Raw genomic sequence first — 26,522 nt, forward strand, 5'->3', positions numbered from 1 at the left:
CAATCCATCGTGATCGAGCGTGCCGGAAGTCAGGCGGCCAAAGTATAGGCATCCTGGATGTCGGCGACGAGTTCGGAGGCTTCCCAGATGGCATCTGGCGGGACCGCGCTCATGCTGACGGTCCAGTTGGCGCCGCTACGGGTTTTCGGCGTACTGACGACGTCAAACCGCACTTCGCGGCACAACGGATGCCTGCCGAAAGCCGCGGCCACTCGCGCCTGCAATTCCTGGATTGTCGCCGGTATTTTCAGCGGCCCGATGTCGCGTTCCATGGCCTTTTGCCCCACCCGAACGGTCTCTGGCCTTTCCCGCGGCAAGAGCATACCGTTCACGGGCAAAATTTGCCTCGATAGCGGTTAACGAGTCGTTAATACGGAACCGTCTGTCTTACGCGCGGAAACCGGTGTCCGCCGCGTTCCGGAGGCTTTCGGGAGCCGGTTCCATCTGAACACCCGCCGCGCCAAGCCGCCGAGCTGGCGATCCCATCCGGCGGAAAATCCTTTGGGCCATTTCGATCATTTGGTCCGTTTGAGTTCCTCCAGCACCTCATCGATGGTCGCAAGATGGGTTTCCACGGCCAGACGAACCAGCGTGTAGGGCTTGGGATCATCCGGGTCGTCGGCCCTTCGAACGACGAAGCCACGTTTGAAGGCCATCGTTCTCGCCTGCCTGAATTTTTCCAGGTCATCATTGATCGTCATCATTGCTCCTCCCTTCTCCACCGTAAAAAGGCGGCCTCGCCCGAAACTGCGGCCTCCATCTATTCCAACTCCGCCCTGTTCATCAACGCAACGGTTCGCGGAGGCGCGGGGGCGGGATCATGCTCTAGATCAAGCGGAACGCGATCACGAAACCGAGGACGATAACGGCAGCGCCGATGGCCACCCAGAGACCGAGCCGCTTTTCGATCTCGCGGCGAATGGCTTCACCGTAGCGGTCGAGCACGACCGCGACGATGAAGAACCGGCCGCCGCGGGCGATGATCGAGCACAGGATAAACAGCCAGACGTTGTATCCCGCAAAACCCGAGGTGATGGTAACGAGCTTGTAGGGGATCGGCGTGAGGCCCTTGCCGATGATGATCCACGCGCCCCACTCCGCATATGACGCGCGAAACGCCTCGACCTTGTCGCCAAGCCCATAGAGATGAATGAGCCACTGGCCAACCGAGTCATAAAGGAGCGCGCCGATTGCATAGCCGAGCACGCCGCCGGCGACCGAGGCGATCGTGCATACGGTCGCAAACAGCCAGGCGCGTCGTGGCCGCGCCAGCGCCATCGGCAGCAGCATGACGTCGGGCGGCACTGGAAAGAATGAGCTCTCGGCGAAAGCCACGGCCGCCAGAATCCAGAGCGCATGGGGCTTGTCAGCGGCGGCGATGCACCAGTCGTAGGTCCGTCTCAGCATGGCGCGATCAACCATTACGCGGCCGATTTGTCCATGGCCCGCGCGCAGATTCAGCGAGGCCTGCACAACCGGCGAACGTCGGTCGTCATGATCGGTTGCCTGCACGATTCGGCGGAACCTCCGTCGTTCCCGGCGTTGCCGATCCCGACGCTACGCAAGAAGTGGAGCCTCACGCGCGATATCACGGGGGTCATCGCGCATTCAGATCGTCTCTGATAAAGTACACCGCGTTACGGTCGCGCGCAGCGGCCCCAACCACGGAACTGCCGCAATATCCTCATGCAAGTGCGTTCTTTGCGTCGTCTCTGGTGTATCCTGCTTGTGCTCGTGAGCGCGGTCGGTGCTGCATACCCCGGGGTCGCGGGCAGCGGGGCCGACGCCGGCGCGCCAACCCCGATCAGGTTCTCGCTCGATCGCCCGATCGATGCCGCCGTGGCTCCGGTCGTTCTGGCATCGACCCGGGGGCTGTTCCGCGCGGAAGGCGTGAGCGTCACGACGGCCGCGGCCGCCGACACCACGGACGCGATTGCGCGTGTCGCGGCCGGCAAGAGCGAACTGGCGCTCGCGGACATCAACACCCTGATCCGCTTTCGCGATCAGCGGGGCGCGCCCCCGGTCAAGGCGGTGTTCGTGCTGTTCGACAAGGCGGCCTACGCCTTCATTGCGCGCAAGAGCCGGGGCATCAACACGCTCGCCGACATCGAGGGGAAAACGGTCGGCGTCATCGATGGCGATCCTTCCATCAGGCTGTGGCCTGCGTTGGCGCGGCGGAACGGCTTGCAGCTCAAAACCGTGAAATTGCAGCAGATCGGCCCGGCCGTTCGTGAACCGATGCTGTCGGCGGGCCAGCTCGACGCCATATCCGGCCTGTCGTACCTGTCGGCGATCGACCTGCGCAATCGCGGCATCCCGGCGGACGATATCGCGGTGCTGAAATTTGCCGACTACGGCTGCGTGGCCTACGGCAAGGCGCTGATCGTCAACCCGGCATTCGCCGCCGGCAAGCCGGAAGCGGTGAAGGCGTTCGTGCGCGCAGTGATCACCGGCCTGCGGCTCGCCGTCAGGGAGCCGGCGAAGGCTGTGGATGACGTGCTAACTCAGATGGAGGGCGGATCACGCGCTGTGGAGCTGGAACGCCTGCATACGGTCCTCAACGACAATATTCTCACCAGCGAGGTCAGGCATAGCGGTATCGGCGATATCGATCCGGCCCGGTTCGAGACGTTGCTCGACCAGATCGCCGAGGACTTCAGATTCCGCAATCGTCCGGCGGCTACGGATATCTTCGACAGCAGTTATCTGCCCCCGGCCAGCGACCGCAGGATCACGCAGGTCGAGTGAGCGGCACGAACCGCTGTATTCCCGCGCCTGCCTCTGATTAGATGCCGCCTCCCGTCCGGCGCATCCTCCATCCGCGCCACAATGCCGCGCTTGCAGTCCATAAGAGCCTCTGCCGATGTCGATGGTCCGCCTTTACACGCGCGTTCTCGAACTGCTCGGCACGGAAGCGCGGCTCGGCTGGATCCTGGCCGGCGCCAACCTGCTTCTGGCGGGCGCGCAGTTCGCCGAGCCGGTGCTGTTCGGCCGCATCATTGACGTCCTGTCCGGCAATCCGGCCTCCGGCTTCTTTGGAATGGCTTCGACGTCACCCTGGCCGCTGCTGGCGGTTTGGGCGGCGTTCGGCCTGTTCACGATCCTGTGCGGCGTGACCGTGGCCCTGCAGGCCGACCGTCTCTCGCATCGCCAGCGCCAGGCCGTGCTGACCGGCTATTTCGAGCACATCATGCAGTTGCCGCTCGCCTACCACGCAGGCACCCATTCAGGACGGCTGATGAAGGTGATGCTGCAAGGCACGGACGCGCTGTGGCGGCTATGGCTCGGATTTTTCCGCGAGCATTTCGCGGCGATGATGTCGCTCGTCGTGCTGCTGCCGCTGTCGCTCTATATCAACTGGCGGCTGGCGATCCTTCTGTTCGCGCTCTGCATCATATTCACGATGCTGACGACGCTGGTGGTTCGCAAAACCTTCGATATGCAGAACGAGGTGGAGACGCATTTCAGCGATCTTTCCGCGCGCGCCTCCGACGCCCTCGGCAACGTCGCGCTGGTGCAAAGCTTTGTTCGCGTCGATGCCGAGGTTCAGGGCCTGCGGTTCGTCGTCGACAAGCTGCTATCTGCGCAGATGCCGGTGCTATCGTGGTGGGCCGTCGTCACCGTGATGACGCGCGCCTCGACCACCATCACCATTCTGGCGATCTTCACCGCGGGCATCACACTGAACCAGCGGGGAATGACGTCGATCGGCGAGATCGTGATGTTCGTGAGCTTCGCCACCATGCTGATCCAGAGACTCGAGCAGGTCGTTTCCTTCATCAACAGCGTGTTCATGGAAGCGCCGCGTCTTAAGGAATTCTTCGACGTGCTCGACACCGTTCCGGCCGTGCGCGACCGGCCCGACGCCGTCGATCCCGGGCGATTGCAGGGACGCGTTGAATTCAACGACGTGTCGTTCTCCTACGACGGCAAACGGCCTGCGGTCGCGAACCTGTCGTTTGTCGCATCGCCCGGCGAGACCATCGCGCTGGTCGGCCCGACCGGCGCAGGCAAGTCCACCGCCGTCGCGCTGCTGCACCGGGCGTTCGATCCGCAATCCGGCGTCATCAGGATCGACGGCATGGACATTCGCGACCTCACGCTCAGCGGCTTGCGGCGAAACATCGGCGTGGTGTTCCAGGAGCCGCTGCTGTTCAACCGCTCGATCGCCGAGAACCTCCGCGTCGGCAAACCCGACGCCACCGATGAGGAAATGCGGCTCGCCGCCGGGCGCGCCCAGGCGCTGGACTTCATCGACCGCGGCGAGAAGAAGTTCGATACTCATGCCGGCGAGCGCGGGCGAATGCTGTCCGGCGGCGAGCGGCAGCGACTCTCGATCGCCCGCGCTTTGCTGAAGGATCCGCCGATCCTGATCCTCGACGAGGCGACCAGCGCGCTGGACGCCGTGACCGAGGCCAAGGTCAACGCCGCGCTCGACGAGGTGATGAGGGGACGCACGACATTCGTCATCGCGCATCGGCTGTCCACCATACGGAACGCCGCGCGAATTCTGGTTTTCGCCGACGGCCGCGTGATCGAAAGCGGAACCTTCAGCGAACTCCTGACGAACGGAGGTCATTTCGCCCAACTCGCGAAAGCGCAATTCATGACGCAGGAGAGCGCCCAGGCAGACCTGTCCTCATCGCGAACCAACCCGGCCGTCGAAATTCGGCCCCTTTCGTTGGGGAATTAAACTGCGGACCATCTGTTCTGGCCTGTCGGGCCGGTATAGATTGGAGCGGCCGCGACGACGGCGCCCGGACACGCTTGAAACCCAGCCGCGTATTCCGCAAAAATGGATGCCGGTTTTGCGATCAGACGACGCGCAGCTACCAACCGAGCGCATCTTCTGACGCCTGACCGGACTCCACGTAGCCGGAAAATGCTTGAGAAGCAGGCCCTCTTGCCGAAAGAGGGTCTTAAAGGACCGGATCGACCGTGCATTCTTCCATCGCCCCGTTTCGCAAATGGCTTCCGATCTGCACCGTCCTCGCGGCCGGGGTGCTGGTTGCGCTCGCGCCATTTCGCGCAGCTCATGCCACCGAAGCGCATCTGCTGATCGAAGCGGATACCGGAAAGGTACTGGAAGCCGAGAATGCCACCTTCCCCTGGTATCCGGCCTCGGTCACCAAGCTCATGACCGCTTACGTCACGTTGACGGCGGTCAAGCACAAGCGCCTCACGCTCGACACGCTGTTGGCGGTATCGCCGACCGCCGCCGCGCAGTCGCCATCGAAGATGGGCTTTCGGCCGGGCACCCAGGTGACCGTCGACAACGCGTTGAAGATGATGATGGTGAAGTCGGCCAACGACATGGCCGTTGTGCTTGCGGAAGGCGTCGGCGGGTCGATAGACGGTTTCTCGGCCGAAATGAACGCGGCCGCGCAGCGGCTTGGCATGACGCAGTCGAGCTATGTCAACCCGAACGGCCTGCCAGCCGACGGCCAGATCTCCTCGGCGCGCGACATGGCCATTCTCGCGCGCGCATTCATTCACGATCTGCCCGAATACGAATATTTCGTGCACATCCCCTCGATACGCTACGGCCGCAGGGTGACGCACAACTTCAACAAGCTGATCGGGCGCTTTCCAGGCGCCGACGGCTTCAAAACCGGCTTCATCTGCGCCTCCGGCTACAATCTCGTCGCGTCCGCCACGCAGAACGGCAAGCGCCTGATCGCGGTGGTGCTCGGCGCATCGTCGGGTACGATGCGGGCTGTGCGCGCCGCGCAGATGCTAGAGCGCGGCTTCGCCAATAACTCGCTGTCGTGGCTGCGGCCGGCGCTCGGCACCGTCGACAGGCTGGCGCCGATCGCCGCGACGCCTCCCAATCTGCGCGATGAAATGTGCGGGCCGAAACGCAGGCATCCCGCCAGCGACGAGGATAACGATGTTGTCGCCAACACGTCAGCGACAAGCGCCGCCATGATGTCGTTCTTCGCGACCGGCGCGCAACCGCCGACGCTTCGGCCGGTGGACATGATCGCCGCCTCCCCGGCGCCCTCGGATCCCGTCATTGTCTATACCGGACCGACGCGCAGCGGCGCCGCCATCGCAGCCGCGGCGGAAGCCGATGCCGCGCGCGACGCTCCGCCGAAGAGCAAGAAACCCGGCAAGACCGCCCGGGACAAACCCGCGCCGAAAGCAGACGCCAAGGAAAAATCAAATAACCGGGTCTCGGTTACCATCAACCCCAAGGCTACACCCAAGCCCACATCCAAGTCCACGAAGCCCCCGGTCGATAGCAAGCCCGCCGCCGGCCCATCCGCCAAGCCCAAAACCGCCGAAGGCAAGTCCAAACCCTAGCTGTTTAGTCAGCCGCTTCGCTGAGCTTCATTGTTATCGGATTTATTGTTCTGATCGGACTGCTGGCCTATCTACCGAGCATCGCGGTCCCTTAAAAATAGAAAACCCCGCCGGAGCGGGGTTGAGTTCGTAAGCGAATGCGACGACTACGACGCAACCGTTAATCAGTCATATTTCAACGCGGGGCCCAGTATCCACTCGGATAGGGACCCGTCCCCAAACGGTGGCATGCACCGCCTGGACCTCGGTAATTGCGAGGGCCACAGCCCTCACCGCGATGACTTCCTGCAAAATTTCCGCCAGGATTGGGGCCGCGTCCGAACCGATGACATGCGCCTCCCGACCCGCGATAACGTCCTTGGCCGCACCCGTCGGCAACCTGAACGATGTCCGTGGACCATCCCGGCGCGGAGGCAACCGGCATCGCCTGCAACGGCGTCGAAAGGAGGGAGAAAGCCGCAAACGCAAACGCAACTCTGAGGGCATTCATTATTGTCTTCTCCATGTTCTTCCCTCCGGAGCGGGGTTTTGCTCTGAGCAAGAAGCCGAAGCCGCCAACCTGTCTGGCGGATCAGGGGACTACAAGAACGGGGATAGGTGCGGTTGCAAGAATCTCGGCGGTTTGACTGCCTAAAAGGACACTCTTGATCCCGCGGCGTCGGTGAGAGGCCATGACGATCAGGCTGCATCCATTTTTCTTCGCCACATCAACGATAGCTGCGGCCGGTGAGACGTTCTGGATATGGAGTGTCTCGACGGTCAATCCTATTTTTTCTGCCGCTGCTTTGGCTGCCGAAAGGATAGCTTTTGCATGCCGCGTGTCGGCATCTTCAAGCCGATCCGGATCCATACCAACCTTACCCCATTCGCTTTCGCCTATAGAGGGAACGGGAGGCTGCTCTGTCACAGTGATGATTGTAACCTTGCCGCCGTATCCGTCGGCCAGCGACAGACCATAGTCGACACCTTTCTGTGCCAGTTCGGAGCCGTCAGTGGGAATGAGAATATGACTGTGCATAGCGAGACCCCTCAGCCCTCAAAAACCCGCGATGATCATAACCATCACTTCTCAACTCAACAAGGAGCCCTTTCTTCCCGCGCACTCCATCATCAGCCACTCAAGCGGCAGCAGCGTAACGCCAGCGCCTAGACTCGTCTAGCTGTTGTTTTAACGCGTTTTCTTCACGCGAGCCGGCATCCATTCTCGGGTCAAGCCCGAGGACATGCTTCGCTCGAAAACGCTATAATAACAGGCGGCAAACGTCGCACAGGCAAACCCTGCACGTTGGCCACCAGACCATTTCGGGCCTGCCGACGGAATAAACCGTTAAGCTTGCTGCGGCGGCATTCGCGCGTCGTGATCGCGCAACTACTTGCCTTAGACCGCCACCTTGCCCGATATTCCCTGCACAAGACATTCTCTTTCCCTTGAACATGGGATCACCGGGACGTCACATGGATCGCATCTGGCTCAGGCAATATCCCGCAGGCGTGCCTGCCGACATCGACGCTTCGCAATACGCTTCGTTGATCGAGTTGCTGGAGGAGAGCTTTGCCAGTTTCAGCGACCGCAAAGCCTTCATCTGCATGGACAAGGCGATGACCTATCGCGAGATCGACGAGACGTCGCGTGCTCTCGGCGCTTACCTGCAGGGCCTGGGACTGAAAAAGGGCGCGCGCGTCGCACTGATGATGCCGAACGTGCTGCAATATCCGATCTCGACAATCGCCGTGCTGCGCGCCGGCTATGCCGCGGTCAATGTCAACCCGCTCTACACGCCGCACGAGCTTGAATATCAACTCAAGGATTGCGGCGCGGAAGCGATCATCGTGCTGGAAAACTTCGCAGCGACGGTGCAGCAGGCGATCGGTAAAACCGCCGTCAGGCACGTCATCGTCGGCAGCATGGGTGACCTGCTCGGCTTCAAGGGCCTGATCGTCAACTTCGTTGTCCGCCACATCAAAAAGATGGTGCCGCCATCATCCATCCCGAACGCCGTCAAGTTCAACGACGCCCTTGCCGCGGGACGCGGCATGACGCTGGTCCGGCCCGAACTCGCGCCTGACGATGTGGCCTTCCTGCAATATACCGGCGGCACAACCGGCGTCTCCAAGGGAGCGACGCTCCTTCATCGCAACATCCTCGCCAACGTGCTGCAGAATGATGCGTGGCTGCAGCCGGTGCTGAAGAAGCCGCCGGTGATCGATCAGCTTTTCATCGTCTGCGCCCTGCCGCTCTATCATATCTTCGCGCTGACGGCGTGCTTCATGCTGGGAATGCGCGCGGGCGGAGTCAATCTGCTGATCCCGAACCCCCGCGACATTCCCGGGCTGGTGAAGGAACTGAGGAAGCATCAGATCCACTGCTTCCCGGCGGTGAACACGCTCTATAACGCCCTGCTCAACGCGCCCGGTTTCGAGCAGGTCGACTTCTCGAAACTGAGGGCATCGATCGGCGGCGGCATGGCCGTGCAAAAGGCCGTGGCGGAGAGATGGTTGAAAGTGACGGGATGCCCGCTGCTGGAAGGCTACGGCCTTTCGGAAACCTCGCCGACGCTGACCTGCAATCCCGCCGACGGCGACAAATTTTCCGGCTCGATCGGGCTTCCCCTACCATCGACATACATCTCGATCCGCGACAATGACGGCAGAGAGATGCCGCTCGGCGAGGCGGGAGAAATCTGCGCCAGCGGGCCGCAGGTCATGCCGGGCTACTGGAACAGGCCGGACGAGACCGCGAAGGTGATGACGGCGGACGGCTTCTTCCGCACCGGCGACATCGGCGTCATGTCCACGGACGGTTACACCCGGCTCGTCGACCGCAAGAAGGACATGATCGTGGTCTCCGGTTTCAACGTCTATCCGAACGAAATCGAGGACGTGATCGCAAGCCATCCGGGCGTGCTGGAATGCGCTGTGATCGGAGTCAAGGACGAGAGGTCGGGCGAGACGGTCAAGGCGTTCGTGGTCAGGAAGGATCCTGATCTCACGCGTGAGGAGATCATCAAGTTCGCCCGGACGGAATTGACGAACTACAAAGTGCCCAAACAAATCGAGTTTCGTGATTCCCTGCCGAAAACCAATGTCGGCAAGATTCTCCGCCGCGCATTGCGCGACGAGAACAAGACGGCGGCGTGAGGCGGATACCGCCCTGCCCAACTGAAACCTTCTTATGGAAAATTGTCCTCGCATGCGTGGACAACGGCGACAGCAAAGCGTGGCATGATGAAATCCGACAATACACCCCTCCCCTCCCCCGCCGATGTTCTCGCTTTCTGGCGAGCCGCCGGCCCGGACAAGTGGTACATCAAGAACAACGCATTCGACGTGGAGGTGAGCCGTCGCTTTCTTCAGCTTTGGGAGGCCGCCGGCGCGGGCGAACTCGCAGAATGGGAGAAAACCGACGACGGTGCGCTGGCGCTCGTCATCGTGCTCGACCAGTTTCCGCGTAACATGTTCCGCAGCGACGCCCGGACCTTCTCGACCGACGACCAGGCGTTGGCCGTCGCCGAGCGCGCCATCGCCCGTGGCGCCGACTCGCGCATAGAGCCCGACCTTGTCGAATTCCTCTATGTGCCCTTCATGCATTCGGAACGACTGGCGGATCAAGACCGTTGCATTGAGCTGTTTCGCACCCGCGGCCGGCCCGAAAACCTCAAATTCGCGGAGATCCACGCCGACATCATTCGCCGGTTCGGCCGTTTTCCCCATCGCAACCTTGTACTCGGGCGCACGACGAACGCGGAAGAGCAGGCGTTTCTCGACGCAGGCGGATTCGCCGGATAGCTTTTCAGCCGCGCGTCGCGCTTCGCCGGGAGGCTCTTTGACGACAGTACGGCGAGCACGCGACGATTGCCGTTTCGCGGCTGTGGAATACTGTATGCTCGCCCCTCCACGCACACCGCCAGTCCAGGAGATTTGACGATGACCATCAAAGTTGGCGACCGCCTGCCCAACGCGACATTCCGCATCATGACCGAAGACGGGGTTCAGACAAAAAGCACCGACGATATCTTCAAGAGCAAGAAAGTCGCGTTGTTCGCGGTGCCGGGCGCCTATACCGGCACCTGCCACAAGCAACACCTTCCGAGCATTTTCGCCAGCGCCAGCGCCATCAAGGGCAAGGGCGTGGGCGAGATCGCCATCGTCTCCGTGAACGACGTGTTCGTCATGAACGCGTGGAAGCGCGACACCGACCAGCGAAACGAGGCCACGTTTCTTGCGGATGGTAACGGCGAGTTCGCGAAAGCCATCGACATGACGTTCGACGGTTCCGAGAAAGGGCTCGGCATCCGCTCGAAGCGCTATTCCATGCTGGTCGAGGATGGCGTGGTGAAGACGCTGAACGTCGAGGACTCACCCGGCAAGGTCGATGTCTCCGGCGGCGACAAGCTGCTCGGGCAGCTTTGAAAGCGCATAACGCTCACGCTTCAAACATCGTCATGGCCGGGCTCGTCCCGGCCATCCATGTCTTGTTGCTAAACTGACGTTAAAAGACGTGGATGCCCGGCACAAGGCCGGGCATGACGGTACCGGGGCAATCAGACCGTCCGCATCAATTTGGCCATCGCCACGCCCTCGCGCGCAAGCTGATCGGCGCGCTCGTTCTCGCTATGGCCATCGTGACCCTTGATCCAGTGCCAGCGCACCTGATGCGGCTGCAGGGCTGCGTCGAGCCGTTGCCAGAGGTCCACGTTCTTCACCGGCTTCTTGTCGGCCGTACGCCAGCCATTGCGCTTCCAGCCGTGAATCCAGGCGGTGATGCCCTGCCGCACGTACTGGCTGTCGGTGGTGAGATCGACAAGCGCCGGGCGTTTCAGTGCCTCCAGCGCCGAGATCGCCGCCAGCAACTCCATCCGATTATTGGTGGTATGCGGTTCGCCGCCCTTCAACTCTTTCTCGATGTCGCCGAAACGCAGGATCGCGCCCCAGCCGCCGGGGCCCGGATTGCCTGAGCAGGCGCCGTCGGTGAAAATCGTGACATGCGGAAGCGCGGGCGAATTCACGCCACCGGCCCCAATATCGCGACGCCGTAATCACGGACGCCACCGACCCGCTGCTGGAAACGCAGCTTGCGGACATATTCAAGCGGATCTTTCGGCTTCACCAGCGCGCCCGCGGGGACGTTGAGAAAATCAACCAGCCGCGTCAGCAGGAACCGCAACGCGGCCCCCCGCGCAAGCAGCGGCAGCGCCGCCTGTTCGGCCTCCGACAGCGCGCGTTCCCGATGATAGGCGCCAAGCAGCGCCCGCGCCTTGGTGACATTGAAGGCATGATCCGGCTCGAAACACCATGCGTTGAGGCAGATCGCGACGTCATAGGCGAAGAAATCATGGCACGCGAAATAGAAATCGATCAGCCCCGACAGCCTGTCGCTGAGAAACAGCACGTTGTCGGGAAACAGGTCGGCATGGATCACGCCGCCAGGCAGCTCGCGCGGCCAGTACGCCTCGAGGTGATCGAGTTCAGCCTTGAGAAAATCATGCAAACCCGGCTGCACGGTATCGGCGCAAGCGCCGACCTGTTCGAACAGCGGCCGCCAACTCGACACCGACAGCGCGTTGACGCGCTTCATGGAGAAATCGCGGCCCGCGAGATGCAGTTTCGCCAGCGCTGCGCCGACCGCGGCGCAATGAGCGACGTTCGGTTTCCGTGGCCACACGCCCTCGAGAAAATCGATGATGGCGGCAGGACGCCCCGCGAGGCGGCCGAGCGTCTCGCCGTTTCTGGCCTTGACCGGCTGCGGACACACGATGCCATGGGTCGCCAGATGTCCCATCAAGCCGAGAAAGAACGGCAGGTCGTCGATGGCGACGCGCTTTTCGTAGAGCGTCAGGAAAAACGATCCGGAGGTTGTGTGCAGCAGATAGTTGGAGTTCTCGACGCCCTCGGCGATGCCCTTGTAGGACAGCACTTCGCCGATATCGTAGGCTTTCAGAAAATCCGCAAGCTCCTCGGCGGCGACGTCGGTGTAGACCGCCATCTCATATCCCCGTTCCGGTCATGGCAGTGCGATCGCGTTCTCGCGCGAAGCGGATGACCTGTTCGCGTGAAGAAAACGCGTCAAAACAACAATCCAGAGCTTCGCTTCTCATTCAATCAGAAGCGAAAGTGCTCTAGGCGGCGTCGGGCCGCAGCGAGCGGGGCAGCGGGAAGAACTCGTTTTCTTCCGCGGCCGAGACCGTCTCCACCTCGAGTTCATAGCGCGCCGCGAATGCATCCATGATTTCCTCGACGATGACTTCGGGCGCCGACGCGCCAGCCGTGATGCCGAGGCTTTTGATCCCCTCGAACATGCTCCAGTCGAGATCTCCGGCGCGCTGCGCAAGCACGGACACCTTGCACCCCTCACGCTCGGCAACCTCACGCAACCGCTGCGAGTTGGACGAATTCGGCGCCCCGACCACGATCAGCGCGTCGACCACCGGCGCGACCTTCTTGACGGCCAGCTGGCGATTGGTAGTGGCGTAACAGATGTCTTCCTTGTGCGGCCCATGGATGTTGGGGAAGCGTTGCTTCAGCACCGCCACGATCTCGGCGGTGTCGTCGATGGACAGCGTGGTCTGGGTCACGAACGCCAGATTATCGGCATCCTTCGGCGCGAATTTCTCGGCATCCTCGGCGGTCTCGATCAGGGTCACCGCACCCGCCGGCAACTGCCCGACGGTGCCGACGACTTCCGGGTGATGAGAATGCCCGATCAGCAGAATCTCGTGGCCGCGCTTGAAATGGATCGCCGCCTCGCGGTGAACCTTGGTCACCAGGGGACAGGTGGCATCGAGCGAGAAGAAATTGCGCCGCTGAGCATCCGCGGGAACCGATTTCGGCACGCCATGAGCGGAGAAAACCACCGGCGCCGTGGTGTCGTCGGGGATCTCCGCCAGTTCCTCGACGAAGATCGCTCCCTTGGCGCGAAGGCTGTCCACAACATAGCGATTATGGACGATTTCGTGACGCACATAGACCGGCGCGCCATACAGCGTCAGCGCACGTTCCACGGTATCGATCGCCCTGACGACCCCAGCGCAGAAGCCGCGGGGCGAACAGAGCACGATTTTAAGTTTCGGTTTAACATTCATGAGGCGATCCGGGACCGAATCACCCCACACCGGCAGGGCGGGAACGGCCAATAATGATGACTTTGGACGGCTTTCGGGCGCTGTCAAGACAGGCACCCAAGCCGGAGGTTCGACGGAGCAAACCATTGCGCGGCCGACCTCCGGCAGCATATATAGACTCCAATTCCCGTCATCGTCGATGACCAAAAGGCTTTGCCCTGAGGGGTGGGCAAAGCGCAAAGGAGATTTGCCATGAGCAATGCACCGCTGATGCCGAAAGCGACTGCCGTGTGGCTCGTCGACAATACCGCGCTGTCGTTCGATCAGGTCGCCGACTTCACCAAGATGCATCCCCTGGAGGTCCGCGCCATCGCAGACGGTGATGCTGCCCAGGGCATCAAGGGCATGGACCCGATCTCCACCGGCCAGCTCACCCGCGACGAAATCGAGAAAGGCGAGAAGGACCCGGACTACCGGCTGAAACTGAGCGAGAGCCGGGTGGTGCTGCCCCCGGCAGCCAAGAAAAAGGGACCCCGCTACACTCCGGTGTCACGCCGCCACGAGCGGCCGAGCGCGATCCTCTGGCTCGTGCGCAATCATCCGGAGTTGAAGGACGCCCAGATCATGCGTCTGGTCGGCACCACCAAAACCACGATCGCCGCGGTGCGCGACCGTACCCACTGGAACGCCTCGACCCTGACTCCGATGGATCCGGTGACGCTCGGCCTTTGCTCGCAGATCGAACTCGACTTCGAGGTGCAGCGCGCCGCCAAGGAGAAGCCGACCGATCAGCAGTATGGCGGCGCCACCCTGTTGCCGGCGTCCGAGACCACGCGCAAGGATAGCGAGTTCGAACCTACCGAGAAGCAGCAGGACGATCTCAACGTCGACGCCGTATTCGCCAAGCTGAAGACCATCGGCGGCAAGAAGGCCGAGGATGAGGACAACGAGTAAAGGCGTTCAGGCTTGGCCGGTTCACAGCGTGAGTTCCGAATCCCGGAGATCGCAGCGATCCTGATCCGGGCAACGCAACGTACCGGATGTCACTTTCATGGCCATGACGGGCCATCGGGACAGGCGCGCCGTTGAACGCCGTTACTGCCCGTTCAGCATCCGCTCGGCGAGATCGCGGTGGGAGCGCTCCATCCGATCCGATCGCGTGACGGCAACGTCGCGATTCTTGCGGCAGGCGGTGTAGGCCGCCGATCCCTGCGGCCCGCCGTGCGTCTGACAATACGCATCGTCATCGCCCTGGGACAGCGCGTTCGGATTGTGCCGCTCCAGATTGGCGCATCCGCCCAGCGACAGCACAGTGACAACAATGGCCGCATGGCGCGTGAATGTCATCGATCCCATGATCGTTCCCGGATTCGTCGCAGCTTCGAGCATGATCAAATGAAAAACGCTTCAGCCTGATCCAACGCGATCGAAAGAGCCTACAGCACTTTCGCCTCCGATTGAATCAGAAGCGAAGCTCGATATTGTTATCTTGACGCGTTTTCTTCAGCCGAACCGGTAATCCATCCCCCGATCCAGGCCGACGACCTGCTTGCTTCTCTTGCCGCGAACAGGTCATCCACTTCGCCGGAAAATGCTCCAAGCAGCTGTTCGGATCCAATTGCGGGGATTGTAAGTCCATCGCGAACGTCACGACCGCCGCAGTGTGGCGGCTGTTACGGGATCGCAGAAGCTTTTCAAGGACTGCCGGGAGAAAGGCTCCGTCGCCATGCAAGACGACGGAGCAGTACATCCGGGGCTGGACGATCGGGAGGATGAATCGTCCCAGTTTGAACCGGATGGTGTTGTTACGAGGCGCAAATTACGAGGTGCAAACCTGCTCATCGGCAAGGCTGCCCCCGGAACGTGCCCTCACCACGGAAGGCCGTGTTTAGCGGGATATCGCGTGATCGGCCTCAGCGCGGTCCAGCCGAAAAGCCGGGCCGCGCCAGAGCCGGATCATATTCACTCGGCGGCAACCGCAGTTTCACCGATACGCGGATCAAGCTTGCCGGAGCGGTAGAGCTTGGCCATTTCAGCCAATGGGATCACCTTGATCTTCGAGGCATTGCCGGCCGTGCCGAACTGCTCGAAACGCTCACGGCAGAGGTCGCGCATCGCATCCATCGCGGGTTTCAGGAACTTGCGTGGATCGAACTCGCTTTTGTTGCTGGCCGCGACTTTCCGGAATACCGCGGTCATGGCCAGCCGGCAGTCGGTGTCGATATTCACCTTGCGAACGCCATGCTTGATGCCGCGAACGATTTCCTCGACCGGCACGCCCCAGGTCTGCGGCATCTCGCCGCCGAACTTGTTGAACTCATCCTGCAGATGCTGCGGCACCGAGGACGAGCCATGCATCACCAGATGCGTATTGGGAAGGCGGCGGTGGATTTCCTCGACCACCTTCATGGCGAGAATGTCGCCGTCCGGCTTGCGCGAGAACTTGTAGGCGCCGTGCGAGGTGCCCATCGCGATCGCCAGCGCGTCCACCTTGGTGGCGCGGACAAAATCAACGGCCTGGTCCGGGTCGGTCAGCAATTGATCGTGGCTGACCGGACCTTCGATGCCGTGTCCGTCCTCCTGCTCGCCGCCGCCATGCTCGAGCGAACCGAGCACGCCCAGTTCGCCTTCCACCGAGGCGCCGACCCAGTGCGCCATGTCAACGACGCGGCGGGTGATGTCGACGTTATACTCGTAGTCCGCTGCGCTCTTGGCGTCGGCCTTGAGCGAACCGTCCATCATCACCGAGGTGAAGCCATATTTGATCGCGGTGGCGCAGGTCGCTTCCTCGTTGCCGTGATCCTGATGCATGCACAGCGGAATGTGCGGATACATCTGGTCCAGCGCGTCGATCATGTTCGCCAGCATGATGTCGTTGGCGTAGGAGCGTGCGCCCCTGGAGGCCTGGAGAATGACCGGAGCGTCGACGGCAGCCGCCGCCTCCATGATGGCAAGGCCCTGCTCCATATTGTTGATGTTGAACGCCGGCACGCCGTAGCCGTGTTCCGCGGCGTGATCCAACAACTGTCTCAAAGTTATGCGCGCCATGTCGGTTCCCTCCCCATCTGGCTATCGTGAAAAGACATCGCGTTTGACGCGATCGTATTCTTGGCCACGTCCCCTCTTGACGCCATCGGGGTTGACGGTTTCGGACGTGCGATCATTCCCCTCATGCGCGCCTCTTTCGCTCGATGAGTTGAAGGATCAGCGGCGTCAGGATCAACTGCATCGCGAGATCCAGCTTGGATCCGTGGATGACAATAGAGTTGGCGCGCGACATGAAGCTGTTCGGGATCATGGACAGCAAATATGGAAAATCGATGCCTTTCGGATTCTTCAGGCGGATGACGACCATCGACTCGTCGGGCGTCGGTATCCACCGGGCGATGAACGGATTTGAGGTATCCACCGTCGGCACGCGCTGGAAATTGATGTCCGTCTCAGCAAACTGGGGGCAGATATAGTTGACGTAATCCGGCATGCGCCGAAGGATGGTGTCGGTGACGGCCTCGGTGGAATAGCCGCGCGCGCTACGGTCGCGGTGCAGCTTCTGAATCCATTCGAGATTGATCACGGGAACCACGCCGATCTTGAGATCCGCGTACTGCGCGACATTCACCTTGTCGGTGACGACGGCCCCGTGAAGGCCCTCGTAGAACAACAGGTCCGAATTCTCAGGCAACGGCTGCCAGTCCGTGAAGGTGCCGGGAGGCACACCATGGAGCGCCGATTCCGTATCGTCATGGACATAATACCGCGTGGTGCCCGTTCCGGTCTCGCCATAGCTGCGGAACACCGACTCGAGTTCGGCGAACAGGTTGGTTTCAGGGCTGAAATGACTGAAGTGCCTGTTGCCCTTGTCCGATTCCTCGGCCATGCGGGTGCGCATCTCGGCGCGGTTGTAGCGGTGAAAGGCGTCGCCCTCGATGTAGGCCGCAACGACCTTCTCGCGACGGAAAATCTGCTCGAAGGTCCGCTTGACGGAGGTCGTGCCAGCGCCCGACGAACCCGTAATTGATATGATAGGATGTTTCCTCGACACGATATCAGCCCCTTAAACGCGAAACAGACCGCGATTCCCGAACAACGGCGCATTCGCTTCCAGAGCGCCATCGGGCACCGTATGCAAATGTTCAAGCCGCTGGACGTTCTTGATCGACCCCATGATCAGCGGAACTCGCTGGTGCAGGCTACCGGGAACGAGATCGAGAACCCGCTTTCGTCCGGTCGAAGCACCGCCTCCCGCCTGCTCGACGATGAAAGCCATCGGGTGCGCTTCATAAACCAGGCGCAGGCGGCCCTCCTCGTAACCGTCGCGGGCGTCTCCGGGATAAAGGAAGATGCCGCCGCGAATGAGGATGCGGAACGCCTCCGCGACCAGCGAGCCGATCCAGCGCATGTTGTAATTCTTGCCGCCGGCGCCATCGGCTCCCGCAAGGCACTCGTCGATATAGGCGCGAACCGGCAGGTCCCAGTGCCGCCTGTTCGATGCGTTGATCGCGAATTCGGTGGCTTCCGCCGGAATCTTCACTGCCGATCCGGTGAGCTTGAACACCCTGTCGACCCGGTCAAGCGTGAAGATGTCAACTCCCTGCCCGAGCGTGAGAACAAGAGAGGTCTGCGGACCATAGACAACGAAACCAGCCGCGAGTTGCGCGCTTCCGGCCTGCCTGAAGGCGGCGTTCACATCGGAAGGCGTCGGCATGATCGAAAAAATCGTACCCACCGACATGTTCGTATTGATGTTCGATGAACCGTCCAACGGATCGAATGCGACGCAGATCGGCGCGCCCGGATTCAAGATATCCAGCGCCTCCATCTCCTCGGAGGCCAGCGCTGCGATCGGCAGCTTGCCGAGAGCGTCGCGGATAATTTGATCAGCGCGAACATCCAGATCCTTCTGAACATCCCCGTCGGTGTTGCGGCCTTGTGCCTGTCCGGTGATTCCGGCCAACGCGCCGCGGCAAGTCAGATCAGAAATATCGATCGCAGCCTGCGCAAGCGCAGCTACCGCTCCCTTCACTGCCTGGCGAAGCGGATCCGATCCCCCCTCGCCGTCCATCCTTTCCTGCAGTGTCATCTCTTGACTCATTCAGACTCCCCCTCGGCCGCAATCTCCAAACAGCCAATTTGCCGCTTTCCAGAGCGTCGCGCGAATTGACTCGTTGCATGTAATAAGTACAATTTCAATATCCTTCATAGCCGCAAAATTTTCCTTATATGATCACGAAGCTTCGCGACGTAACTATCCGGCAGCTTCGTGCTTTGGCATCAGTCGCGGCCGGCGGCAGCGTCACCGCCGCCGCGAACAAACTGCATTTGACTCAACCCGCGGTCACGCTGCAACTGCGGAATCTTCAGCAGCTTTGCGGGCTGCCCCTGCTTCAGAGAACCAGCGAGGGCATGACCCTCACGCCTGCCGGACAGGAACTGTATACGCTTTTCGAGCGCATCGAAGCCGCGATTGACAGCTGTGCGACGTCGCTCGACATGATCACCGGCCGAACCGGCGGACGCATATCGATCGGCGCGGTCAGTACGGCGAAGTATTTTGTCCCCTTTGCGATTTCCGCCTTTTCGAAGCTTCATCCGGGGATGGACATCAGCCTGACGATCGTCAATCGCCAGGACATCCGCCAGGCCTTGCGCGGCTACGCGCTCGATCTTGCGATCATGGGCCATCCGCCTCCCGATATCGAACTGGACACGCATCTGATCGGCGATCATCCGCACGTCGTCATCGCGCCGACGGGACACCGGCTGGCGAACGCGTCCGGACTTACGGCGGTCGATCTGGCGCACGAAAAGTTCCTTTCCCGCAAGCCGGGCTCGGGCACGAGATTTCTCATGGAACAGTTTTTTGAGAAGAGCAATCTCGAGCCGCAGATCGGCATGGAGATGAGCAGCAACGAGACCATCAAGCAGGCGGTCATCGCCGGTCTCGGGATCGCTTTCATCTCGGCGCATACCGTGGCCGTCGAACTTAAGGAGGGCCGGATGATCACGCTCGATATCACCGGTCTTCCGATCATCCGGCAATGGTTCGTCGTCAGAAAGAAAGACAAGGTGCTGCTGCCTCCGGCGCAGGAAATGCTGGATTTCCTGGTCGCGAACGGCAAGGAGTTCCTGCCGCAGGCGCCGCTCGGCCGCATACGGTAAAAGCCCGCATGAGTGTCGATTCGTCGCGCGTCGCGTTGCGCGCCCGGCGCATCGAAATTATAAGTCATTGAAATAATGGTCGGAGTGGCAGGATTTGAACCTGCGACCCCTGCGTCCCGAACGCAGTGCTCTACCGGGCTGAGCCACACTCCGACAAGACGCGGCTTATAGCGTCGGGTTGCGCGCACCGCAAGAAGCTGAATTGAGAACTCCATGACTGTCGACCTCACAACGACGATTCAACGGGCCGGCGAGACGGCAGCGGCGGCGCGGGTGCTTCGAAATGGCGGACTCGTCGCGTTTCCCACCGAGACTGTTTACGGCCTGGGCGCCGACGCCGCCAACGCGGAGGCGATCGCACGGCTCTACCGGGCCAAGGGCAGACCCGCCTTCAATCCGCTGATCGTGCATGTCGGCGACGTTGCCGCCGCCCAACACATCGCCCGGTTCGGCGCGGCCGCGCTCGCGCTCGCCGATGCGTTCTGGCCGGGCCCGCTGACGCTGGTGCTGCCGAAGGGCGCGAACTGTCCGGTGGCCGATCTCGCCACCGCCGGCCTCGATACCATCGCGCTACGGGTTCCCGCCCATCCGGTTGCGCGGGATATCCTGCGCGGGTTCGGCGGCGCGATCGTCGCACCCTCCGCCAACCTGTCGGGCCACGTTTCTCCGACCACGGCGGCGCATGTGCGACATGATCTCGACGGCCGGATCGACCTCATCGTCGACGGCGGACCGGTCGACGTCGGCATCGAGTCCACCATCGTCGGCTGTTTCGATCGGCCCGCGCTGTTGCGGCCCGGCGGGATTTCGCGCGCCGACATCGAACGCGTGCTGGGCAGCCCCTTGGCCTCGCCCGCTCCCGGCGCGGCCGATGGACCACCGCTGGCGTCGGGAATGCTGGCCTCGCATTACGCGCCGCGCGCCAGGATGCGGCTCAATGCCGCAAACCTTGCGCCCGGCGAGGCGCTGCTGGCGTTCGGGCGAGTTGATCTGCCGGGCATCGACACCGCTAGTGCGGTGATGAACCTGTCCGAGAGCGGTGATCTGAAGGAGGCGGCGGCCCATCTGTTCGGCTGTCTTCGCGCCCTCGATGCCAGCGGGGCGCGAACCATCGCGGTGACGCCGATTCCCGAGGACGGGCTCGGGGAAGCGATCAACGACCGGTTGCGCCGCGCCGCCGCGCCGAAAGGCTGATGGATTTGCCGATCGCCACATCAAAATCCGCACATCCGCCGTTGTCGCCCGATCTGATCGCGCGCCTCGCCGCCATCGTCGGCGACAAATATGCGGTGACTGACGCCGACGAACGGGCGCCATACCTCACGGAGGCGCGCAACCTGTTTCATGGCCGCTCGCCGCTGGTATTGCGTCCCGCATCCACGGCGGAGGTGTCGGCGATCTGCCGGATCGCAAGCGAACACCGGATCGCGCTGGTCCCGCAAGGCGGCAACACCGGTCTCGTCGGTGGACAAACCCCGCACAACGGCGAGGTGGTGGTGTCGATGCGGCGGATGGACAGGATCCGCGAAGTCGACATCGCCTCCAACACAATGACGGTGGAGGCCGGCGCCATCCTGCAAACCATCCAGCGGCGCGCCGACGAGGCCGGTCGTTTTTTCCCCTTGTCGCTCGGCGCCGAAGGAAGCTGCACCATCGGCGGCAATCTCTCGACCAATGCCGGCGGCACCGGCGCGCTGGCATACGGCGTGGCGCGCGACATGGCGCTCGGCCTCGAGGTGGTGCTGGCCGATGGCCGCACCCTCAACGGCCTGTCCAAGCTGAAAAAGGACAATACCGGCTACGACCTGCGCAACCTGTTCATCGGCGCCGAAGGCACGCTCGGCATCATCACCGCCGCGGTCGTGAAGCTGTTTCCAAAACCACGCTCGGTGCAAACCGCCTTTGTCGGCCTGAGATCGCCGGCCGATGCCTTGAGATTGCTGGCCATCTCACAGGCCGAAGCCGCCGGCAGCCTGACAAGCTTCGAACTGCTCGCAGATATCTGCGTCGACATCTGCGTCAGGCACGGCTCCGGCATCCGCGATCCGCTTACCCGTCGCTATCCCTGGTACGTGTTGATGGAAGTCTCGTCCTCGCGCGACGATGCGACGGCGACGGTCGAGACCATTCTCGAGCGGGGTATAAAGAGCGGCTGCATCGACGATGCGGCGATCGCGGCCAGCCTTCAGCAGCGCGCGGCGTTCTGGAAGCTGCGGGAGACGATTCCCCCGGCCCAGAAACGGGAGGGCGGCTCGATCAAGCACGATATCTCGGTGCCCGTCGCCGCCATACCCGCCTTCATCACGGAGGCCAATGCCGCCGTGGTAAAGCTCATTCCGGACGCGCGACCGGTGCCGTTCGGTCACCTTGGCGACGGCAATATCCATTATAACGTCAGCCAACCCGTGAGCGGGATGACGACGCAGGAATTTCTCGCCCGGTGGCAGGAGGTCAATGCCGTCGTCTTCGCCATCGCGCTGCGGATGGGCGGCTCGATCTCCGCCGAACACGGTATCGGCGTTCTGAAGCGCGATAACCTGCCCGGCGTGAAGGACAAGACGGCGATCGAGGTGATGCGCGGCATCAAGGCGCTGTTCGACCCTCTCGGCATCATGAATCCGGGCAAGGTGCTATAGAGGGTTCGAAACGGTAGCGCCCTGAAGATAGAGCGATAGCTGCAAATGCTTTTGGTTCCACGTCAAAACAACGAACCCTGACCGTCGTTGCCGGAGGCTGCGGCCGCGACCTTGCGAGCCACCGGCTTCCTTGCGGCCTGCTTCGCCTCGCTTTCCGCCTGCTCCGCCGAGATCGGCATGATCAGTTGCTCATCGTCGTTGACGACGCGGTTCACGCGCACAGATACCTCATGCCAGACGAATTCGCCGTTTTCCGGCGCGCGGAGCAACAGTGTGGCTTCCCCGGCATCGACAGCGTTGCCGTCGAGCCAGCGCGCGTGATCCCTCGGGGCGATCGTCACCGGCACGCGCGGATGCAAGGTCGCGATATCGCCACGCGCCGCCATGGTGATGATGGCGACTGTATCAAGCTCTTCGCCATTCGGCCCATTCCAGGTTTCGGCCAAACCCGCGAACGCCATCAGCCCGCCATTGCGTGGCCGGATGAAGACCGGACGTTTTCGCTCCTCCGATTGATGCCATTCGTAATAGCCGTCGGCCGGAAGCAGGCAGCGGCGCCGTTTCATCGCGTTCTTGAACGCCGGCTTGTCCAGCACCGTTTCGGCGCGGGCGTTGATGAGAAGCGCGAATCGCCGGGGGTCCTTGACCCAGGCCGGAATCAACCCCCATCGCATCAGACGAAAATGCCGGCCTCCGTTTTCGAGGATAACGACAGGAACCGGCTGAGTGGGCGCAACATTGTACCGCGGCGGAAAATTCGGCTGTTCAGCATAGTCAAAAGCCTGACGCATCGCCTCCGGCGGCGACAGGATTACATAGCGTCCGCACATTTCGTCATCCAAACTGGTGAGACATTCAATCCGTTTTAATCCCGCAGTCCAACACTGGGACCAATGACACCCCAAGCCGACGAATCATCCCCCTCTCCCGCGACCGCGGACAGCGCCGCCGCGCTGGCGGCCGCCAATATCAATCCGCAAAGCGGTCTTGCGACCGACTATCTCAATCATTTCAACGAAGCCATCATGCTGCTCGAAATGATCCCGGACATGCCCGATTGCGTGGAGGATTTCCTGAACTGGCGGCCCCTGACCTATCGGGAGCACTTCATGGCGTCCGGTTTCAAGGCGCGAGAGCAGGCGATCGAGGCTTATGAGAACGCCGCCCCCGACATTCGCGCCGAATTCGATAGGCTGACCATCACGATGACTTCCATCCTGACCGCGGTGGCTTCCGCGACGAAGGACGTCCACCGGCACGAGACCCGCGCCGCGCTTGCGACCCAGGCAGTCGGCTGGATCAAGCCGATGATCATGCGGGCGGGCGGCATTATCAATGGCCAGGGTCGGGAAACCGATGTTGACTACATCATGAACCACTGATGCCACCGCCTCAATTTCCGCAGCCCGCCGTCAGCGCCGCAGTCTTCCGCGACGGCAAGGTTCTGCTCGTGCGCCGCGCGCGGCCGCCCGGCAAGGGCCTGCACTCGCTACCCGGCGGACGCATCGCGTTCGGCGAGACCGTCGCCGCCGCGCTGCATCGCGAGGTGGCGGAGGAAACCGGGCTCAGGATCGAGATCGCCAGCCTCGCGGGCTGGCGGGAGGTGATGCCGACCCGTCCCGGCGACGGACATTACATCGTGATGTCGTTCGCGGCCCGCTGGATTGCAGGCGAGCCCATCCTGAACGATGAACTCGACGCCTTCAGCTGGGTCGCCCCCGAGTTGCCGGACGAATTGCGGCTCACCGAAGGTCTGCAAACCATCATCGATGCGGCACGGCGGCTTGTCGGGGTTTGAACCGGGCCTGAAACGCCTTGCGCGGATTGCCCTGCCTTGCTTCCATCGCATGGAAGGGGCATATCACGGCGGATTCGGGCCCTTTATGCGCAAATCGGTTCTAGCGGTTGTTCTGATGACGACAATCTGTGGCGCGCTACCCGCGCGCGCGCAGGACGGAGCCGCGCCCTTCGACGCCGAATTGCAACGTCTGGCCGAAATCCTCGGCACGCTGCATTATCTTCGCGGCATCTGCGCCGCCAACGACGGCGCGAAATGGCGTAATGAAATGCAGGCCCTGATCGACGCCGAAACACCGTCGGGCGAACGCCGCGCCAGGATGATCGCGGGTTTCAACCGCGGCTATAACTGGTTCCAGCAGACCTACCGGGCCTGCACGCCGGCCGCGAATCTCGTCATCCGCCGGTATGTGGAGGAAGGCGCGAAAATTTCCCGCGACCTGACAGCCAGATATGCGAATTGAGTCGGCCTTCCGCGCATTTCCGGGATATCCAGCTCATGCTCCGAGGACCCCACCCGAAAGCTCTCGGTACGCGTTTCAAATGCAAAAAGGGACGTTAACCTTTCCTAAAGAACTGGCTGTCCGCTGCCCGTTCGCATGCTAGAGTCCTTCACCGCTTCATGGAAACGGTGAAGGACTCTATCTCAATGTTTTGACGCGTTTTCGTCACGCGAACCGGTGTCCATCCTCGGGACGAGCCCGAGGACATGCTTCGCTCGAAAACGCTATGGACCACGGATGTTGAGCGTTTCGCCCCGTCAGACGCATTCGGAATTTTCATGCACCCGCCATTTGCATTCAGCCCAACCCGCGATTCGTTTGCCGATCAGGAGCAGAAGCAGGCTGCCCTCAGCTATCTCAACGAAGCGTGGGCCGACGCACGCCACGACGGCGTCGATGGCGATTGTCTGGCGCAGGCCAGCCTGTTCGCTGCCTTCGCCGAGCTTGTCAGCACCTATGGCGAGGATGCCGTGGCGACCTTCGTCGAAGGCCTCGCCGGCCGCGTCCGCAACGGCGAATTCTCGATCGCTCTGGCCAAACAATAAGTCCCGCGTCCAACCATCCAGGATCCGCTTCCGACGCAACCGGCTTCACGGTCCGGCTCAGGATCCGGGCGTCAGCGTCTCCAGAAAACGCACGGGCTCTCCCGTGGACGCGGCTATCAACTCCCCCTGCCACATCACGCGGCGACCGCGCACGAAGGTGCCGACCGGCCAGCCCGTCACCTCAAGCCCGTCATAGGGCGTCCAGCCAGCGCGCGACGCCACCCACTTGTTGGTGATGGTCTCGGTCCGCTTGAGATCGACCACCGTGAAATCGGCATCAAAGCCGGCCGCGATCCGTCCCTTGCAGGCGATGTTGAACAGCCGCGCCGGACCGGCGCTGGTGAGATCGACGAAGCGTGCCAGCGAGAGGCGGCCCGAACTGACGTGATCCAGCATCAGGGGCACCAGCGTCTGCACGCCGGTCATGCCCGATGGCGACGCGGGATAGGTCTTCTGCTTCTCTTCCAGCGTATGCGGCGCGTGATCGGAGCCGAGCACGTCGATAATGCCTTGCTCGATGCCTTTCCATATCCCTGAACGATGCGCGGCGTCACGCACCGGCGGATTCATCTGCGCCAGCGTTCCGAGCCGCTCATAGCATTCGGGCGCGGCCATGGTCAGATGATGCGGCGTCGCCTCGCAGGAAGCCACATCCTTGTGGTCCCGCAAATATTCGATCTCCTCGCGGGTCGAGATATGCAGCACATGAATGCGCTTTCCGGTCTCGCGGGCGAGAGTGACAAGCCGCTGCGTGGCCAGCAGCGCGGCGGTCTCGTCGCGCCACAGCGGATGCGAGCGCGGATCGTTTTCGACGCGCAGATTCTTGCGCTCGTTGAGACGATACTCGTCCTCGGCGTGAAACGCGGCGCGGCGGCGGATCACGTTGAAGATTTTCCGCAGACTGTCGTCATCCTCGACCAGCAGCGCACCGGTGGATGACCCGACGAACACCTTGACGCCGGCGCAACCCGGCGCGCGTTCCAGTTCGGGAAGCTCCCGCACGTTCTCGCGGGTACCGCCGATGAAGAAGGCGAAGTCGCAATGCATCCGATGATGCGCCGCCTTCATCTTCGCCGTAAAGGTCTCCGCCGTCACCGTCAGGGGATTGGTGTTCGGCATCTCGAACACCGCGGTCACGCCGCCCATCACCGCGCTGCGCGAGCCGGTTTCGAGGTCTTCCTTGTGCGTCAGTCCCGGCTCGCGGAAATGCACCTGGGTGTCGATCACGCCGGGCAGGATATGCAACCCCCGGCAGTCGATCACCTCGCCGGCATCGGCCTGGCCAAGCCCGCCGATCGCGGCGATGCGGCCGCCGGACACACCGATGTCGGCGACCCCCTCGCCGTCCTGATTGACGATGGCGCCTGATCTCAGAATCACGTCAAATGTCTTGGTCATCGTTAAATGTCTTGGTCATCGTTCCCGAAAGCATCCGCGCGCACGCCGAGCGGACCCTTGTTGCCGGCACCTTAGCGGCTTACGTTCCGAAAACGAAATCCGGCACGCAGGTTTGTCCGG

At 62.1% G+C, this 26,522-nt stretch carries 28 protein-coding genes and 1 tRNA gene; 15 read left to right on the forward strand and 14 right to left on the reverse strand.

The features are described 5' to 3' along the window. Positions 1 to 29: 29 nt before the first annotated feature. The 3 genes from NWI01_RS10165 to NWI01_RS10175 form a co-directional block, all read right to left on the reverse strand. A complete protein-coding gene (locus tag NWI01_RS10165; RefSeq protein ID WP_141383734.1) occupies positions 30 to 272 on the reverse strand; it encodes a hypothetical protein in 243 nt (80 codons plus the stop codon). A gap of 243 nt (positions 273 to 515) precedes the next feature. Continuing rightward, the gene (locus tag NWI01_RS10170; protein WP_244613714.1) at positions 516 to 701 is read right to left on the reverse strand and encodes a hypothetical protein; all 186 of its coding nucleotides are present in this window, start codon (positions 699 to 701) and stop codon (positions 516 to 518) included. A 124-nt stretch (positions 702 to 825) separates the two neighbouring features. Beyond that, positions 826 to 1,407: a YqaA family protein gene (locus tag NWI01_RS10175; RefSeq protein WP_141383766.1), complete on the reverse strand. Its 582-nt coding sequence runs from the start codon at positions 1,405 to 1,407 to the stop codon at positions 826 to 828. Between the two features lie 33 nt (positions 1,408 to 1,440). Here NWI01_RS10175 and NWI01_RS18870 point away from each other — a divergent pair, with 33 nt between their 5' ends. From NWI01_RS18870 to NWI01_RS10190, 4 genes are all read left to right on the forward strand, one after another. Then, entirely contained in the window at positions 1,441 to 1,623 is a 183-nt protein-coding gene (locus NWI01_RS18870) for a hypothetical protein (protein ID WP_181410432.1), read from the forward strand. A gap of 63 nt (positions 1,624 to 1,686) precedes the next feature. Further along, positions 1,687 to 2,748 carry an ABC transporter substrate-binding protein gene (locus tag NWI01_RS10180; protein WP_141383736.1) on the forward strand — a complete coding sequence of 354 codons (1,062 nt, stop codon included), beginning with the start codon at positions 1,687 to 1,689 and terminating at the stop codon, positions 2,746 to 2,748. Positions 2,749 to 2,863: 115 nt separating this feature from the next. Continuing rightward, the gene (locus tag NWI01_RS10185; RefSeq protein ID WP_181410433.1) at positions 2,864 to 4,693 is read left to right on the forward strand and encodes a glucan ABC transporter ATP-binding protein/ permease; all 1,830 of its coding nucleotides are present in this window, start codon (positions 2,864 to 2,866) and stop codon (positions 4,691 to 4,693) included. Positions 4,694 to 4,938: 245 nt separating this feature from the next. Beyond that, on the forward strand, positions 4,939 to 6,306 hold the full coding sequence (locus NWI01_RS10190) for a D-alanyl-D-alanine carboxypeptidase family protein (protein ID WP_141383737.1): 1,368 nt from the start codon (positions 4,939 to 4,941) through the stop codon (positions 6,304 to 6,306). 571 nt (positions 6,307 to 6,877) lie between these two features. On the opposite strand, the gene NWI01_RS10195 is transcribed toward NWI01_RS10190, so the two are convergent. Beyond that, a complete protein-coding gene (locus NWI01_RS10195; protein ID WP_141383738.1) occupies positions 6,878 to 7,324 on the reverse strand; it encodes a universal stress protein in 447 nt (148 codons plus the stop codon). Between the two features lie 437 nt (positions 7,325 to 7,761). Here NWI01_RS10195 and NWI01_RS10205 point away from each other — a divergent pair, with 437 nt between their 5' ends. The 3 genes from NWI01_RS10205 to NWI01_RS10215 all read left to right on the forward strand — a co-directional run bounded on the left by NWI01_RS10205 (position 7,762) and on the right by NWI01_RS10215 (position 10,716). Beyond that, positions 7,762 to 9,444, forward strand: coding sequence for a long-chain fatty acid--CoA ligase (locus tag NWI01_RS10205; RefSeq protein WP_141383739.1), 1,683 nt, complete (start codon positions 7,762 to 7,764; stop codon positions 9,442 to 9,444). 84 nt (positions 9,445 to 9,528) lie between these two features. Continuing rightward, positions 9,529 to 10,092, forward strand: coding sequence for a DUF924 family protein (locus tag NWI01_RS10210; protein ID WP_141383740.1), 564 nt, complete (start codon positions 9,529 to 9,531; stop codon positions 10,090 to 10,092). A gap of 138 nt (positions 10,093 to 10,230) precedes the next feature. Next, positions 10,231 to 10,716: a peroxiredoxin gene (locus NWI01_RS10215; RefSeq protein WP_141383741.1), complete on the forward strand. Its 486-nt coding sequence runs from the start codon at positions 10,231 to 10,233 to the stop codon at positions 10,714 to 10,716. A 131-nt stretch (positions 10,717 to 10,847) separates the two neighbouring features. Here NWI01_RS10215 and rnhA read toward each other — a convergent pair whose 3' ends face one another. From rnhA to ispH, 3 genes are all read right to left on the reverse strand, one after another. After that, entirely contained in the window at positions 10,848 to 11,312 is a 465-nt protein-coding gene (gene rnhA, locus NWI01_RS10220; protein WP_141383742.1) for a ribonuclease HI, read from the reverse strand. Beyond that, positions 11,309 to 12,289, reverse strand: a complete 981-nt coding sequence (locus NWI01_RS10225; protein WP_141383743.1) for a homoserine kinase — start codon at positions 12,287 to 12,289, stop codon at positions 11,309 to 11,311. The genes rnhA and NWI01_RS10225 overlap by 4 nt, the downstream gene beginning before the upstream one ends. Before the next feature lie 133 nt (positions 12,290 to 12,422). After that, positions 12,423 to 13,385 (reverse strand): 4-hydroxy-3-methylbut-2-enyl diphosphate reductase, encoded by a 963-nt coding sequence (ispH, locus tag NWI01_RS10230; protein WP_141383744.1) that lies wholly within the window; start codon positions 13,383 to 13,385, stop codon positions 12,423 to 12,425. A gap of 231 nt (positions 13,386 to 13,616) precedes the next feature. On the opposite strand from ispH, the gene NWI01_RS10235 reads away from it, so the two are divergent. Next, a complete protein-coding gene (locus NWI01_RS10235; RefSeq protein WP_141383745.1) occupies positions 13,617 to 14,318 on the forward strand; it encodes a DUF1013 domain-containing protein in 702 nt (233 codons plus the stop codon). A 141-nt stretch (positions 14,319 to 14,459) separates the two neighbouring features. Here NWI01_RS10235 and NWI01_RS10240 read toward each other — a convergent pair whose 3' ends face one another. The 4 genes from NWI01_RS10240 to NWI01_RS10255 all read right to left on the reverse strand — a co-directional run bounded on the left by NWI01_RS10240 (position 14,460) and on the right by NWI01_RS10255 (position 18,456). After that, positions 14,460 to 14,720, reverse strand: a complete 261-nt coding sequence (locus NWI01_RS10240; protein WP_244613715.1) for a hypothetical protein — start codon at positions 14,718 to 14,720, stop codon at positions 14,460 to 14,462. A gap of 606 nt (positions 14,721 to 15,326) precedes the next feature. After that, positions 15,327 to 16,412, reverse strand: a complete 1,086-nt coding sequence (gene fba / locus NWI01_RS10245; RefSeq protein WP_141383747.1) for a class II fructose-bisphosphate aldolase — start codon at positions 16,410 to 16,412, stop codon at positions 15,327 to 15,329. 121 nt (positions 16,413 to 16,533) lie between these two features. Then, positions 16,534 to 17,406, reverse strand: a complete 873-nt coding sequence (locus NWI01_RS10250) for a phosphoribulokinase (RefSeq protein ID WP_011315892.1) — start codon at positions 17,404 to 17,406, stop codon at positions 16,534 to 16,536. A 12-nt stretch (positions 17,407 to 17,418) separates the two neighbouring features. Continuing rightward, a complete protein-coding gene (locus NWI01_RS10255; RefSeq protein ID WP_141383748.1) occupies positions 17,419 to 18,456 on the reverse strand; it encodes a class 1 fructose-bisphosphatase in 1,038 nt (345 codons plus the stop codon). 128 nt (positions 18,457 to 18,584) lie between these two features. On the opposite strand from NWI01_RS10255, the gene NWI01_RS10260 reads away from it, so the two are divergent. Next, a complete protein-coding gene (locus NWI01_RS10260) occupies positions 18,585 to 19,523 on the forward strand; it encodes a LysR family transcriptional regulator (protein WP_141383749.1) in 939 nt (312 codons plus the stop codon). Between the two features lie 76 nt (positions 19,524 to 19,599). On the opposite strand, the gene NWI01_RS10265 is transcribed toward NWI01_RS10260, so the two are convergent. Next, a tRNA-Pro gene (locus NWI01_RS10265) sits at positions 19,600 to 19,676 on the reverse strand. A gap of 60 nt (positions 19,677 to 19,736) precedes the next feature. Between NWI01_RS10265 and NWI01_RS10270 the strand changes: the two genes are divergently transcribed. After that, entirely contained in the window at positions 19,737 to 20,717 is a 981-nt protein-coding gene (locus tag NWI01_RS10270) for an L-threonylcarbamoyladenylate synthase (protein WP_141383750.1), read from the forward strand. Further along, positions 20,717 to 22,159: an FAD-binding oxidoreductase gene (locus NWI01_RS10275; RefSeq protein ID WP_301293849.1), complete on the forward strand. Its 1,443-nt coding sequence runs from the start codon at positions 20,717 to 20,719 to the stop codon at positions 22,157 to 22,159. The genes NWI01_RS10270 and NWI01_RS10275 overlap by 1 nt, the downstream gene beginning before the upstream one ends. Before the next feature lie 62 nt (positions 22,160 to 22,221). Here the strand turns inward: NWI01_RS10275 and NWI01_RS10280 are convergent, their stop codons facing one another. Further along, a complete protein-coding gene (locus NWI01_RS10280; protein WP_141383751.1) occupies positions 22,222 to 22,989 on the reverse strand; it encodes an SOS response-associated peptidase in 768 nt (255 codons plus the stop codon). A gap of 63 nt (positions 22,990 to 23,052) precedes the next feature. Between NWI01_RS10280 and NWI01_RS10285 the strand changes: the two genes are divergently transcribed. From NWI01_RS10285 to NWI01_RS10305, 4 genes are all read left to right on the forward strand, one after another. Beyond that, the gene (locus NWI01_RS10285) at positions 23,053 to 23,541 is read left to right on the forward strand and encodes a hypothetical protein (RefSeq protein ID WP_141383752.1); all 489 of its coding nucleotides are present in this window, start codon (positions 23,053 to 23,055) and stop codon (positions 23,539 to 23,541) included. Further along, entirely contained in the window at positions 23,541 to 23,957 is a 417-nt protein-coding gene (locus NWI01_RS10290; protein ID WP_141383753.1) for an NUDIX hydrolase, read from the forward strand. Before NWI01_RS10285 ends, NWI01_RS10290 begins: the two co-directional genes overlap by 1 nt. An 85-nt stretch (positions 23,958 to 24,042) precedes the next feature. Next, positions 24,043 to 24,420 (forward strand): TIGR02301 family protein, encoded by a 378-nt coding sequence (locus tag NWI01_RS10295; RefSeq protein WP_141383754.1) that lies wholly within the window; start codon positions 24,043 to 24,045, stop codon positions 24,418 to 24,420. 317 nt (positions 24,421 to 24,737) lie between these two features. After that, a complete protein-coding gene (locus tag NWI01_RS10305; RefSeq protein ID WP_141383755.1) occupies positions 24,738 to 25,004 on the forward strand; it encodes a hypothetical protein in 267 nt (88 codons plus the stop codon). A 57-nt stretch (positions 25,005 to 25,061) separates the two neighbouring features. Here the strand turns inward: NWI01_RS10305 and NWI01_RS10310 are convergent, their stop codons facing one another. After that, positions 25,062 to 26,402, reverse strand: a complete 1,341-nt coding sequence (locus NWI01_RS10310; RefSeq protein WP_141383756.1) for a dihydroorotase — start codon at positions 26,400 to 26,402, stop codon at positions 25,062 to 25,064. Positions 26,403 to 26,522 lie beyond the last annotated feature (120 nt).

Origin of the sequence: Nitrobacter winogradskyi (assembly GCF_006539545.1) — a bacterium.
Classification (GTDB): Bacteria; Pseudomonadota; Alphaproteobacteria; order Rhizobiales; family Xanthobacteraceae; genus Nitrobacter; species Nitrobacter winogradskyi_A.